Genomic DNA, 13,258 nt, shown 5'->3' on the forward strand with positions numbered 1-13,258 from the left:
GTGCCCGTTCCCGTTTTGGCGGTCGAGGGCCGTACCGACGCCGGTTTCACGCCGCCTCGCGTATCGCCGTCGATGAGCGTCACGCTCCCGGCGTCGGTCTGTCGACGATACGAGCGACTCTCCCGGTTCAACTCGCCGTATCCGGCACACGACGACGGCCGTGCCGTCGACTGCTACCCGTCGACGAACGACGGGATCTCCCCGGTGGCGGGGACGGTTCGTGCGACCCGAACCGTCGGCTGTCCGGACCGTCCGCACGCCGCCGACACGGACCACCTGATCGTCGTCGAGCTTGGCGACGACTGGTGTGCTCAGGCGGGCGCGGAGCCGGGAACGGTCGCACGGATCCTCCACGTGGACCCGGAGGTGGAGCCGGGCGACGAGGTGGTCGTCGGCGACCGCCTCGGGCCGATGACGCGCTCCGGCTTCTTCGGCCAGTGGGTCGCCAACCACGTCCACCTCGGCTTTCGGGCGCCGGGCACGAGCCCGCTCCGGGCGAGCGGATCGCTGCCGGTGTCGCTCGGCGTCGACGTGACGCCCGTTCCGTGGGACGGGACGGGTACCGTCGTCGAGACGGGGCCGACACACGCGGTGCTGGACGCGCCGGCACACCCGGCGTCGGGGCGCGCGTTCGCGGCGCTCGCGAGTGACGGGGATGTCCCGCTGGACGGCGGGCTCACCCACTACGCCGGCGGCGGCACGTTCGAGCGGGAGACGGATGCCGGCTCCGTCGCGGATTCCGCAGTAGGTGAGCCGGTGTCGCTACTCGGCACGCGCGTCGGCATCAGGACGGAGCGCGGGATCGCGTGGGACGACGTTGATGTGCTCGCGAACGGTGAGCGCGTCACGGGGCTGTCGCTGTTCGCGTCTCGCGACCGGCTCGGCGTCAAACTCGTCTGCCCGGACAGCGAGTTCGCCGTTGGCGAGACGGTCATCGTCGCGGTTCGGGAGAGCGACGACCCGATCCGGCTCGGTGTTGGGCGGTAACGGGCCTGTTAAGGAGGGATTTGGAGGCTAACAGCCGGCGCGCTCGACGACCCCACGGCGGTACGCCGGACTCCCGTCTCGGCCGCCGCAGGCAGCTGGTCAGACCACGGCGGGGCTGGTTCGTGATCGGCTAAAAGGTGTGACACCGATTTGGGCGGCGGCATGCGGGAGCGTGCCGTTCCATGCGAAACCCCCGACGTTGAAGCCGACGCCCGACCACCGCCGGGTATGGCAGATTTCGACCCGGGGGCGTTCGACCCGCTTCCCGACGAGGCGGCGTCGTTCGTCGAGCGCTACATCGAGGAGGAGCACGGCTACCTCTCGTGGCTCGGGACGCGTGTCGAGACCGTCGAACGCGGGCGAGTGGTGCTGTCCCTCCCGTTCGACGAGAAGCTCACGAACGCGGACGGCCAGACGATCCACGGCGGGGTCGCCGCCACGCTCGTCGACACGGCGGGCGGCGTCGCCCAGCGCACGACGTTCGCTGACCCGTTGTCGGGCGGCGTCGCCACCGTCAACCTCAACGTGAACTACCTCCGACCGGCGAACGGCGACCTGCGCGCGGAGGCGGATGTTGTCCGCGCCGGCGGCTCCATCGGCGTCAGCGATATGCGGGTGACGACGGGTGGCGGTTCGGCGGCGGACGCGGAGGGCGGGAACGCGCCGTCGGACGACGGCCGGCGGGAGGTCGTCGTCGGTCAGGGGTCGTTCCGGCTGTTTCGGGAGTAGCGCCTGCCATCGTCGCCATCGGCGGGCGACCGTCCCTACGCCTCGTAACCGGGAAGGTCGCCGAGCACGACCGCGAGGTCGTCGAGCGCGGCGTCGAGCTCCCGAACCGCGTCACGCTCGACACGGTCGGGCGCGGCGTGGACCCGGACGGGCTGGGTCCCGAGCGACACGAATCCGCAGTCGAGCTTCTCGGCGGTCGCGCGAAGCCCGAGTCCGACATCCGCCTCGCCGGCGGCGACCTTCCGTGCGGGGCTCTCGAAGGCGCGGACGGTGAGCTCGTAGCCGTTTACGGCGCCGGTTAGCTCCGTCCGGGTGGCCTCTCGCTCCGCCGCCAGCGCGTCGAACGCCTCGTCGAGGCTCCGGCGGAGCCCGGCGTCGGTCGGCCGGTTGACGAACCGGAGGTCCGCGTCAACGAGGTCGTCGAGCCACTCGACGCCTGCGGGGTTCCCTTCGGGGACGACGAGCCCCCACTCGCGCTCGAAGCCGCCGAGCGTCACGCGCTCGACATCGCGCTCCACGGGGCCCGCGGTGACGGCCACGTCCGGCACGCCGTCGCGCAGCCGGCGGAGCCCCTCGCGGGAGCCGACCGGAAGATACCGCGGCGCCGACAGTCGGTCGAGCAGCCGGTTGATCGCGGGGTCGTCCTCGCCGGCGCCCAACAGGGTCGGGGGACGGACATCGGGCGAGAACAGCTGGACGGTTACCTCCTCGCCGGCGTCGAGGTAGTCCGTGTCGGGATCGACGGCGACGACGCCGTCAGCCTCGACGAGGCTCGTCGTCGCGCCGGAGCCCTTGTCAACGGGGTAGACGAGGGGGAGGTCGGAGTCACCCGCCGGCGACTCCGCGGCCGTGCCGTCACCCAGGTCGAGCAGGCCGACGGGCATCAGCCGGAGGCGTCCCTCGCCGTAGCGCTCGCCGATGGCCATCCGTCCGTCGACGGTCGCGGTGCGGGGCTCGGGCTGTCCCGCGGCCGAGCGAATCTTTGGAGCCACGAACGTCCGGAAGATGGTGAGCGCGGAGACGGGGTAGCCGGGAAGCCCGACGTAGGCGGACTCGCCGCCCTCGCCCTTGTCGAGCCGGCCGACGAGCATCGGCTTGCCGGGCTTGACGGCGACGCCGTGGAGCAGCAGGTCCCCGCGCTCCTCGATGACGCGGTAGATGACGTCGACCGCGCTGGCGGAGGTGGAGCCCGACGAGAGCACTAGGTCGCACTCCTCGGCAGCCGTTCGGAGCAGCCGCTCCATCTCCTCGTAGTCGTCGCCGGCGTGTGGGTAGAGCACGGGGTCACCGCCCGCCTCCGCGACGCCCGCGGCGATGGTCGTGGAGTTCACGTCGTAGATCTCCCCGCGTGAGGGGTCGAGCGGCTCGCCCGGCCGGACCAGCTCGTCGCCGGTGGAGACGATCCCCACTTTCGGCCGTCCCTTCACCGGCACCTCGTCGACGCCGAGCGCCGAGAGGAGGCCGATCTCGCGGGGGGTGAGCCGGGTTCCGGGACCGAGCGCCCGGGCGCCGGCAGCGATGTCGGCGCCGGCCGCCATCACGTGGTCGCCGGGCGCAACCGAGGTTCGAATCGCGATCCGGTTGGGATCGTCGTCCGCGGGGTCGTGGTCGACCGTCTCGCCGGCCGTGGCCGATTCTCGCACCTCGTCGGTGCGTTCGACCATCACGACGGCGTCGGCGCCGTCCGGCATCACGGCGCCCGTGGAGATCTCCGCACAGGTACCCTCCTCGACGGTCACCTCGGGGGTCGCGCCCGCGTGGACGTGACCGACGTGTTCGAGCTCGACGGGGTCGGCCTCGTCGGCGCCGAAGGTGTCGCGGGCACGGACAGCGTAGCCGTCCATCGAGGCGCGGTCGAAGCCGGGCACGTCCATCGTCGCATCGACGCGCTCGGCGAGGACGCGCCCGCGGGCCTCCGTCAGCGGGACCCTCTCGGGCTCGGGCGCGAGGTCGAGCGACGCGATCGCCTCGTGGGCGGCCTCGGGCTCCGCGAGGTCGCGGAACTCCTTGCGGTCGCTCATCGGGTCACCTCCCACAGCTCGGCGTCGACGACCTCGCCGGCGTCGAGTCCCTCACGCGGCTCGGGCACGACGACCCAGCCGTCGGCGAGCGCGACGCTGGAGAGGACGCCCGACCCGCTGGCACGCGTCGGCGTCGCTTTGAGCGCGGGCTCGCCGGGGTCGCGACCGCCCTCACCCTCGTCGGCGGCGGGTGCGGGCTCCAGCCGGACGCGCGCAAAGGTGCGCGTCCCGGGTTCGCTCGCCACCTTCCGGGTCAGCGTCGCGCGCCGGGTCGGGTGCGGTTTCGCCTCCGTCCCCGACACGCGTTTTTGAACCGGCCGGAGGAACTGCACGGCGTTGACGATGCAGGCGACGGGATAGCCCGGCAGCGACACCACGGGCGTTCCCGACACCTCGCCGAGACAGACCGGGTGGCCGGGTTTGAGCGCGACGCCGTGGACCAGCACCTCGCCAAGCGAGTCGACGACCTCCGGAAGCAGGTCGCGCTCGCCGACGGAGGAGCCGCCCGTTGTGACGACCACGTCGGCGTCGAGGTCGTCCTCGATGGCGGCCGCGAGCGCCTCCTCGTCGTCGGTGACGATATCGCGGTATCGCGGGTCGCCGCCCCACGACTCGACGAGTTCCGACACCGTGAGCCCGTTCGTCTCGATCACCTCGCCCGGACCGGGGTCCGCTTGGACCAGCTCCTCGCCGGTCGGGATGACGGCCACGTCGGGGCGCTCGTACACCCGCACCTCGTTCAGTCCGACGGACTTCAGCAGGCCGAGGTCGGAGGGGCGGAGGACGTGTCCCTCGTCGTAGAGGTGTTGCCCCTCGGCGACGTCCTCGCCGGCGTCGCCGACGTTCTCGCCCTCGGCGACGGCGTCGAACGTCTCGACCTCCTCACCGACCTCCTCGACCTGTTCGATCATCACGACGGCGTCGGCGCCTTCCGGGAGGTCGCTCCCCGTGTGGACGCGGGCGGCCTCGCCCGGCCCGACCGGTCCCTCGGTGTGCCGGAGCACGGCGGGCGAGCGGTCGGAGGCGCCGAAGGTGTCCTCGGCGCGCACCGCGTACCCGTCCATCGCGGCGCGGTCGTACCCCGGCACCGGCGCCGGAGCGGTTACCGGCTCGGCGACGACGCGATCGGCGGCGTCCGCGAGCGGGACGACTTCGGTCCGGCCGTGGGGTTCGGCGGCCGACAGCAGCGTCGCCAGCGCGTCCGCGACGCGGGTTCGCTGTTTGAACCCGGCCTCGTGTCTATCGTGGCTCATGGGCGAGGGTTCCGCCCCCATCGGGAAAAAGCGCGCGGACGTGGCGGTGCTGTGGCGGTGTGGGGTACACGGCGCCCTGCGTGTGAAACGCCGGTGACACGTGACGGCTACCACACCCTTTTTCGACGCCCAGCCCCAACGGCGAGTATGTCAGCCCTGCGCGACGCGCTCCGGGACCTCCCGGACGCGGTGTTTGCGGACCTGCTCGAATCCGACGAGGCGTACGTGCTCGTCGTCGACCTTCCCGGGGCGACCGCCGAGACCGTCGAGGTGTTCGCGGAGGACGGCCGGCTCATCGTCGAAGCCCGACGTGAGAAGGCGACGCCGGAGGGGTTCCGCTACGTGCGCGAGGACCGACCGCTGTTTCTCGACGCCGAGCTCCCGCTCCCGCCGGATGCCGACGGTGCCGCCGCGGAGGCGGACATGGAGCGCGGCGTCCTCGAAGTCACGCTCCCCAAGCGGGTCGGCGGCGAAGCCCGTGCGATCCCGGTCGAGGGCGGCGAGGACGCCGACGAACCGGCGACCGACGGCGCCGGCGACGCCGACGCCCAGTCGACCGACAGCTCCGACGGGTCGACGACCGACGACACCTAACGGGTGGTCACGCTGGTCCACCTTCGCGCCTACTGGCGGTTTCTCGTCGTCCTCCGGCAGTTCTCCCCGCTGATCGTCGCCTACTGGCGTGACCGGCGGCGGTTTCTGTTGTTCGGCGGCTCGCGGTCGGTCGACGAGGCGACGCAGCGTGAGCGCGCCGACGTACTCCTCGACATTCTGCTGACGCTCGGGCCGACGTTCATCAAGCTCGGCCAGCTGCTGTCGACCCGCCCGGACATCCTCCCGCCGGCGTACATCGACGTGTTGGAAGGACTTCAGGACGACGTGCCGCCGGCGCCCTGGCCCGAGACGAAGCAGGTGTTGGAGGACGAACTCGGGCCGCTTGAGGAGACGTTCGACGACTTCTCCGACGAGCCGATAAGCGGTGCCAGCCTCGGACAGGTGTACACGGCCCAGTACGACGGTGACGACGTGGCCGTGAAGATCCGCCGACCGGGGATCGAGGAGCTGGTGGAGGCGGACCTCGTCGCCATCCGGTGGTCGCTTCCGCTCGTGCGCCGGTTCATCGGCGGCGGGCGCGCGTTCTCGCTGGAGAACCTCTCCGACGAGTTCGCCAAGACGATCCGCCAGGAGATGGACTACCGGCGCGAACGGGAGATGCTCGAGGAGATCAGCGGGAATTTCGCGGACAACGACCGGATCCGGATCCCCGAGGCGTACGCGGGCGCCTCCGGGCCCCGCGTGCTCACGATGCAGTACGTCCCCGGCACGAAGATCAGCCACGTCGACGAGCTCGACGCCGCCGGCCACGACCGCGAGGTGCTCGCGGAGACGCTTCAGGAGGTGTACCTCCAGATGATCATCGACGACGGGGTGTTCCACGCGGACCCGCACCCGGGGAACCTCGCCGTCGACGACGACGGCGCCATCGTCTTCTACGATTTCGGGATGTCCGGGCGGGTCGACCCGTTCGTCCAGGAGAAGATCATCGACTTCTACGTCGCGGTGGCTCGCCAGGACACCGACGCCATCCTCGATACGCTAGTGGCGATGGGGACGCTCTCGCCCGAGGCCGACCGCGAGGTGATGGGTGACGTGTTGGAGCTCGCCATTGCCGACGCGCGCGGCGAGGACATCGAGCAGTACCGGGTGAATCAGATCATCGAGCAGGTGGAGTCGACCATCTACGAGTTCCCGCTGCGGCTCCCGCGGAATCTCGCGCTCGTTCTGCGGGTCGCCACCGTCGTGGAGGGCGTCTGTGTCACCCTCGATGAGGACTTCGACTTCATCTCGACGGCGACCACCTATCTCCGCGAGGAGGGCTACTACGAGCAGACGGCTCGCGACCTCGCCGAGGACGCCGGCCAGCAGGCCCAACGCACCGCGGAGGCGCTGTTCTCCGTCCCGCCCAAGGCGGACGCCTTCCTCGAAACGGCCAATCGCGGCGACCTCCACGTCAACATCACCATCGAGGACGAGACGAACGTCCTCGACAAGCTCGCGATGCGGATCGCCTACTCCGTGCTGCTCGCGGTCGGCGTGCTCTCGGCGACCATCCTCTACTCCTTTGCCGACGCGCTGGAGCTCGCGGTCGTCGTGCTCGGGCTCTCCGCGCCGATGGCCGTCGCGCTCTACCGCTCGTTCCGCAAGAAGCGAGGGATCCGCGCGAAGCCGCAGTTCACCCGGCAGAGCATGAAACAGCAGCGGGACGACGACTGAGAGCGGTACGGAACCGGTCCCTCCAAAGAATTTAGGGAGTAGGCACTTGCTCAACGAGGCCCCTGCTGTGAGTGGACGAGGCGTTTTCCGAGCGAGCGCTCGTCCGACGGCACCCATGTGGACGGATCCCCCTCCCGTCCCCTCGGTTTTCGTGTCCCCCTTCTGCTATGCCGATGCGGTCGTCGAGCGCCAGCCGTCGCTTACACCACCCTGTTCGCGTAGCCGTCGCCGTCCGCGAGCCGACGGAGGCTTTCGGCGACGATATCGCCGACGCGCGCGGCGTACTCCCGATGGGCGGCCGCGGCATGCGGTGTCACCACGACCTCCTCGTGGTCCCACAGCGGGGAGTCCGCCGGCAGCGGCTCCGTCTCGAAGGTGTCGAGCGCGGCGCCCGCGACCGTCTCGTCCGCAAGCGCGGCCTCCAGTGCGGACTCGTCGACGACTGCACCCCGAGCGACGTTGATGAGGTAGGCGTCGTCGCGCATCGCCGCGATTTCCGTCTCACCAACAAGCCCCTCAGTCGCCGGCGTCAGTGGAACTGCGAGCGCGACGAATCGGGCGTCAGCGATCGCATCGGTCAGCCCGTCCGGGCCGACCACGCGGTCGACGTTCGTCACGGGAACGGGCGTACGCTTCACGCCGACGACCTCCATGCCAAGCGCGTCCGCCCGGGCAGCGATTCCCCGGCCGAGCCCGCCGAGCCCGACGACACAGACCCGCTCGCCGCGCAGCGAGAACGGCTCGTCGTGGGCGGGCCAGGCCCACTCGCGCTCACGCTGCTGGTCGCGGAAGACGTGAAGTCGTCGGGCGAACGTGAGCATGTAGCCGGCGACCGTGTCGCCGACGGAGTCGCCGTGGATCCCCGTCGAGTTGGTCAAGGCGATCCCGCGCGCCTCCAGCTCGTCGAACGGGAAGCGGTCGACGCCAGCCTGGATCGAGTGGATCCAGTCCAATCCCGCACTCAAAAAGGCCGCCTCGTACGCGAACGTCACCAGCGCGTCACAGCCGGCGAGCTCGTCGGCGTCCCCCTCCGGAACGACGCGCAGTTCGACGCCGTGCTCGTCGGCGACATCCGCGAGCGCGTCGGTCAGCGACGACGGCGGAAATACGGCCCCGACCGACTCGTGAACGCCAAGCGTGGCAACCATGCACGCGGATCGGGCGGACTCCTACTTAAAAGACGTCGAGCCGGCGAACGGTGCGGACGCCGGCGTCATATCCCGAACTCGCCCTCCTCTTATCGCAGGAACTCCACCGCCGCGCCCTGCCCGAATCCGACACACAGCGTGGCAAGCCCGCGCTCGGCGTCGCGCTTTTGCATCTCGTGGAGCAGCGTCACCGGCAGGCGCGCGCCGGAGGCGCCGAGTGGATGGCCGATGGCGATGGCGCCGCCGTTGACGTTATACACGTCCTCGTCGATCCCGAGCGCTCGGCGGGCGTACTCACACTGCGAGGCGAACGCCTCGTTGAGCTCGACCAGATCGTAGTCGTCGATGGAGGTGCCCGCGCGGTCGAGCAGGCTCTCGGTCGCCGGCACCGGGCCGATCCCCATCACGGTCGGATCGACGCCCTCGACGGCGTTTGTGCCGACTTCCGCGAGCACGTCAAGGCCGTAATCCTCCGCGAACGCCTTGCTCGTGACGAGCACGAGCGCGGCCCCGTCGGAGATCTGCGAGGCGTTACCCGCGGTCACCGTCCCGTCGCCGGCGAACGCCGGCGGGAGCCCGGCGAGCTTCTCGGCGGTCGTGTCCGGGCGGATCCCCTCGTCGGCCTCGACCAGCCCGTCCTCCGTCTCCACCGGGACGATCTCGTCGTCGAACCGGCCGGACGCCGTCGCCTCGGCGGCGCGCTGGTGGCTCCGGGCGGCGTACTCGTCCTGGGCCTCGCGGCTCACCTCGTACTCCTCGGCCACCTTCTCCGCGGTCATCCCCATCTGCAGCTGGGAGACGTTGTACCGCTCGGAGAGCCCGGGATGGAGGTGCTGGTAGGCGTCGCCGTCCATCGGCACGCGGCTCATGTTCTCGACGCCGCCCGCCACGATGCAGTCGCGGTTGCCCGCGGCGACCGCGTCGGCCGCCGAGATGACCGCCTGCATGGAGGAGGCACACCAGCGGTTGATCGACGTCGCCGGCACGGACTCGCCGAGCTCCGAAAGCAGCGCGATCACGCGTGCCACGTTGTTGTCCTGCTCGCCACGCTGCTGGGCCACGCCCCACATCAGGTCGTCGACGTGGTCGCTCGTCAACCCCGTCTCGTCCAGCGTGTGGTCGATCAGCCGGGTCGAGAGGTCCTCACTGCGGACCTCGCTGAAGACGCCGTCGTCTTTCCCCTGTGGCGTTCGGTACGCCGCCGCAACTACGGGCGTGGTCTCGTCGCTCATACCGAGACCTGATCCCTCACGGTCTTAAAGGCGGGTGGAACCCGGGAAAACTCCGCCGGCGTTTACCGTTTACAACACGACGGTGCCTGAACCTTTTAAGCAAAAACGGAACCACACTCGCCGTGACCTGAGAACGGTCCGCGGCGGTCGGGACGGGAGTCCGGCGCGCCGCCGCGGAACACGGGCTCCGCCCCATGCGCCGGCTGTTCGCCACGCCGTTTCTCCGTCCGGCAGCCGTGCGTCCGGCAGCGTCTGTCTAGGCGCCCCAGTTCTCCGTCCGCTTCGGCCGGTCCGACACCGCCATCACGTCGAGGTCGTCGCCGGCGTGCTCCAGCGCCTCCAGCGCCGCCTTCGCGGACGCCGGCGTCGAGAAGTAGGTGATCTCCTCCTCGACGGCGACCTCCAGCAGCTCCCGCTGCCGGGAGACGATGAGGTCGATCTCCCCGCGGCGCGCCGACTCGATGAGGTCGGTCGCCGTCGACAGCTCGAAGTGCGCCGAGAACCCGTCGACGATCGCCTCGCCCGCCTCGGTGTCCGGGTCCGGGAACTCCTCGGCCGAGAGGTCGACGACCGCCGTTCCCGACTCCGGGATCGGCTTGCCCGTCGCGTCCTGGGCCTTGTCGTACGCCTTGCCGAAGGTGTCCGCCGTCCCCATCACCTCGCCGGTCGACTTCATCTCCGGGCCGAGCCGTGGGTCCGATCCGGGCAGACGGTCGAACGGGAGCACGACCTCCTTCACGCTGCACTGCTCGGGGATCTGCTCGTCGACCTCTAGGTCAGCGAGCGAGAGCCCGTCCGTCATCACCTTTGCCGCTAGTTTCGCGATGGGGACGCCCGTCGCCTTCGAGACGAACGGGACCGTGCGCGAGGACCGTGGGTTCGCCTCCAGGACGTACACCTCGGCGTCCGCCTCGGGGTCGTGGACGCCAGTCACCGCCAGCTGAACGTTGAGGAGTCCGCGGGTGTCGAGCGCGCGGGCGATGTCCTCGGTCACCTGCCGGACGCGCGACAGCGTGTCGTCGTCGAGCGACCGCGGCGGGATCATACACGCCGAATCGCCGGAGTGGACGCCGGCGCTCTCGACGTGTTCCATCACGCCGCCGATGAGCACGTCCTCGCCGTCAGCAACCGCGTCAACGTCGAGCTCCACCGCGTTTGCGAGGAACTCGTCGATGAGGATCGGCTTGTCCGGCGAGACGCGGACTGCCTCCTCGATGTAGCGCTCCAGCTCCTCGTCGTCCTCGACGACGCGCATCGCGCGCCCGCCGAGCACGTAGGAGGGACGGACGAGCACCGGGTAGCCGATCCGGTGTGCCAGATCGAGCGCCTCGGTGCGGCTGGTCGCCGTCCCGCCCTCGGGCTGACCCACGCCGATCTCGTCCATCAGGACGTTGAAGCGGTCGCGGTCCTCCGCGAGGTCCATCGCCTCGACGCTCGTCCCCATTATCTCACAGTCCAGTCCACGGCGCTCCAGCTCCGCCTCAAGCGGTTCGCCCACGTTGACGGAGGTCTGTCCGCCGAACTGGACCATCACGCCGTCCGCGCCGGTGCGCTCGACCACGTCGGCGACCTCCTCGGCGGAGATCGGCTCGAAGAACAGCCCGTCGGAGGTGTCGTAGTCCGTCGACACGGTTTCGGGGTTGTTGTTCACCACGTGCGCGTCGATGCCGAGTTCACGGAGCGCGCGGACCGCGTGGACCGCACAGTAGTCGAACTCGACGCCCTGTCCGATGCGGATCGGGCCGCCGCCGACTACGACGACGCTCTCAACGTCGGGGTCGACACGCACCTCGTCGGCCGCGCCGGCGGTGTCGGCGTCCATCAGGAACTCCGGCAGGCGTGCGGAGTAGTAGTAGGGCGTCGACGCCTCGAACTCGCCGGCACAGGTGTCGACCTGCTTGAACGTCCGTTCGGGGACCGACGTTTCCACGTCCGCCACGCTCGCGTCCACGCCGCCGGCGGCAGCAGTGGCGGCGATCTCCGCGTTGGTGCGGCCGGCGCTCGCGGCGGGCGTGAACTCGCCCTCCTGGGCCTTCGCGGTCGCCTCGGCGACGTTGGCGAAGCGCTCGACGTACCACTCGTGGATGTCGGTGAGCTCGACGACCTCCTCGACGGTGTAGCCGCGGTCGAACGCCTCGAACATCGCGTACGGGCGGTCCGGGCTCGGACGGATGAGGTACTCCGTCTCCAGCTCCTCGTCGTCCACCGTCTCGAAGTCGACGGCGGGGTCGTACTCCGAGGAGCGCAACGCCTTCACGAGGCTCTCCTCGAACGTGCGGCCGATCGCCATCGCCTCACCCGTCGACTTCATCGCCGTGCCCAGCTCGAAGTCCACGTCCTCGAACTTGTCGATGGGCCATCTCGGCACCTTCGTCACCACGTAGTCGATGGCAGGCTCGAAGGCGGCGGTCGTCTCGCCGGTGATCTCGTTGTCGATCTCGTGGAGGCGCTTGCCGAGTGCGACCTTCGCGGTGACGCGGGCGATGGGGTAGCCGGTCGCCTTCGAGGCGAGCGCCGACGAGCGCGAGACACGGGGGTTCACTTCGACGACGCGGTACTCGCCGCCGGGGGTCCCGTCGTCGTGCCACGCGAACTGGATGTTACAGCCGCCCTGGATGCCGAGCTCGCGGATGACGCCGAGCGCGGCGTCGCGCATCTCCTGGTGGCCGTCGTCCGGGATCACCTGCGAGGGAGTGACGACGGTGGACTCGCCCGTGTGGATCCCCATCGGGTCGATGTTCTCCATGTTGCAGATGATGATACAGGAGTCGTCGGCGTCCCGCATCACCTCGTACTCCAGTTCGACCCAGCCGGAGATGGACTCGGTGATGAGCACCTCGCTGTTCCGCGAGAGGCGGAGTCCCTTGCGGACGCGCTCGACGAGCTCGTCGAAGTCGTCGACGACACCGGAGCCGGAGCCGCCCAGCGTGTAGGTGGTCCGGGCGATGACGGGGAGGCCGCCGACGTCGTCTACTGCTGCCTGTACGCGCTCACGAAGCGCACTCTCGTCAAAGTCGGTGACCGACTCGCCCTCTTCAAGCGAGATGGTCGTCGACGCGGGGACGGGCTGGCCGATCTTCTCCATCCGCTGGCGGAAGAGGTCGCGGTCCTCCGTCGCGTAGATGGTGTCGAGCGGGGTACCCATCACGTCGACGTCGTGTTCTTCCAAGATTCCCTCTTCCGCGAGTTCCGCAGTGACGTTGAGGCCGGTCTGTCCGCCGAGCCCGGCGATCACGCCGTCGGGCTCCTCGATTCGGATGACCTCGGCGATCGCCTCGGGGGTGATCGGCTCGATGTACACCCGGTCGGCCGTGTCCGGGTCGGTCATGATCGTCGCCGGGTTCGAGTTCACCAGGACGACTCGCGCACCCTCCTCCTGAAGGGCGCGACATGCTTGTGCGCCGGAGTAGTCGAACTCCGCCGCCTGTCCGATCTGGATCGGCCCGCTGCCGATGAGCAGAATGGTCCGGTCCTCACTCATTGTCCCGACCGAGTACGCTCATCGTAATAAGGTCGGCGATAGAGTACGAATCTCGCAGGAGTTTTGCGATTTTCGCAAGCCATGGTGTCACGTGGCACGCTTCGCCCCCACTGGGCAGCGTCGAGTGTCTCGC

8 protein-coding genes and 1 pseudogene are annotated in these 13,258 nt (G+C 69.9%); 4 read left to right on the forward strand and 5 right to left on the reverse strand.

What is annotated here, in order from left to right; genetic code table 11:
- Positions 1-72: 72 nt before the first annotated feature.
- Together ACYQ07_RS11205 and ACYQ07_RS11210 are read left to right on the forward strand one after the other, a co-directional pair.
- Positions 73-987 carry a DUF8155 domain-containing protein gene (locus ACYQ07_RS11205; protein ID WP_459881522.1) on the forward strand — a complete coding sequence of 305 codons (915 nt, stop codon included), beginning with the start codon at positions 73-75 and terminating at the stop codon, positions 985-987.
- A gap of 228 nt (positions 988-1,215) precedes the next feature.
- A complete protein-coding gene (locus tag ACYQ07_RS11210) occupies positions 1,216-1,716 on the forward strand; it encodes a PaaI family thioesterase (protein ID WP_459881525.1) in 501 nt (166 codons plus the stop codon).
- Here the strand turns inward: ACYQ07_RS11210 and ACYQ07_RS11215 are convergent.
- Together ACYQ07_RS11215 and ACYQ07_RS11220 are read right to left on the reverse strand one after the other, a co-directional pair.
- Positions 1,686-3,737 (reverse strand): annotated as a pseudogene (locus tag ACYQ07_RS11215) (molybdopterin biosynthesis protein). The gene ACYQ07_RS11210 and the pseudogene ACYQ07_RS11215 sit on opposite strands and share 31 nt — an antisense overlap.
- Positions 3,734-4,990: a molybdopterin molybdotransferase MoeA gene (locus ACYQ07_RS11220; RefSeq protein WP_459881528.1), complete on the reverse strand. Its 1,257-nt coding sequence runs from the start codon at positions 4,988-4,990 to the stop codon at positions 3,734-3,736. The pseudogene ACYQ07_RS11215 and the gene ACYQ07_RS11220 overlap by 4 nt, the downstream one beginning before the upstream one ends.
- A gap of 147 nt (positions 4,991-5,137) precedes the next feature.
- On the opposite strand from ACYQ07_RS11220, the gene ACYQ07_RS11225 reads away from it, so the two are divergent.
- Positions 5,138-5,584 (forward strand): Hsp20/alpha crystallin family protein, encoded by a 447-nt coding sequence (locus ACYQ07_RS11225; protein ID WP_459881531.1) that lies wholly within the window; start codon positions 5,138-5,140, stop codon positions 5,582-5,584.
- Between the two features lie 3 nt (positions 5,585-5,587).
- A complete protein-coding gene (locus ACYQ07_RS11230; RefSeq protein WP_459881534.1) occupies positions 5,588-7,264 on the forward strand; it encodes an ABC1 kinase family protein in 1,677 nt (558 codons plus the stop codon).
- A 200-nt stretch (positions 7,265-7,464) separates the two neighbouring features.
- On the opposite strand, the gene ddh is transcribed toward ACYQ07_RS11230, so the two are convergent.
- The 3 genes from ddh to carB form a co-directional block, all read right to left on the reverse strand.
- Entirely contained in the window at positions 7,465-8,412 is a 948-nt protein-coding gene (gene ddh / locus ACYQ07_RS11235; protein WP_459881537.1) for a D-2-hydroxyacid dehydrogenase, read from the reverse strand.
- Between the two features lie 89 nt (positions 8,413-8,501).
- A complete protein-coding gene (locus tag ACYQ07_RS11240; RefSeq protein ID WP_459881540.1) occupies positions 8,502-9,644 on the reverse strand; it encodes a thiolase family protein in 1,143 nt (380 codons plus the stop codon).
- Positions 9,645-9,900: 256 nt separating this feature from the next.
- Positions 9,901-13,125, reverse strand: coding sequence for a carbamoyl-phosphate synthase large subunit (gene carB, locus ACYQ07_RS11245; RefSeq protein ID WP_459881543.1), 3,225 nt, complete (start codon positions 13,123-13,125; stop codon positions 9,901-9,903).
- Positions 13,126-13,258 lie beyond the last annotated feature (133 nt).

Source organism: Halorubrum gandharaense (assembly GCF_054654575.1).

Coding starts and splice junctions, on each gene's coding strand:
- ACYQ07_RS11205 (WP_459881522.1), top strand. CDS start 73: ATGAGCGTCACGCTCCCGGCGTCGGTCTGTCGACGATACGAGCGACTC.
- ACYQ07_RS11210 (WP_459881525.1), top strand. CDS start 1,216: ATGGCAGATTTCGACCCGGGGGCGTTCGACCCGCTTCCCGACGAGGCG.
- ACYQ07_RS11220 (WP_459881528.1), bottom strand. CDS start 4,990: ATGAGCCACGATAGACACGAGGCCGGGTTCAAACAGCGAACCCGCGTC.
- ACYQ07_RS11225 (WP_459881531.1), top strand. CDS start 5,138: ATGTCAGCCCTGCGCGACGCGCTCCGGGACCTCCCGGACGCGGTGTTT.
- ddh (WP_459881537.1), bottom strand. CDS start 8,412: ATGGTTGCCACGCTTGGCGTTCACGAGTCGGTCGGGGCCGTATTTCCG.
- ACYQ07_RS11240 (WP_459881540.1), bottom strand. CDS start 9,644: ATGAGCGACGAGACCACGCCCGTAGTTGCGGCGGCGTACCGAACGCCA.
- carB (WP_459881543.1), bottom strand. CDS start 13,125: ATGAGTGAGGACCGGACCATTCTGCTCATCGGCAGCGGGCCGATCCAG.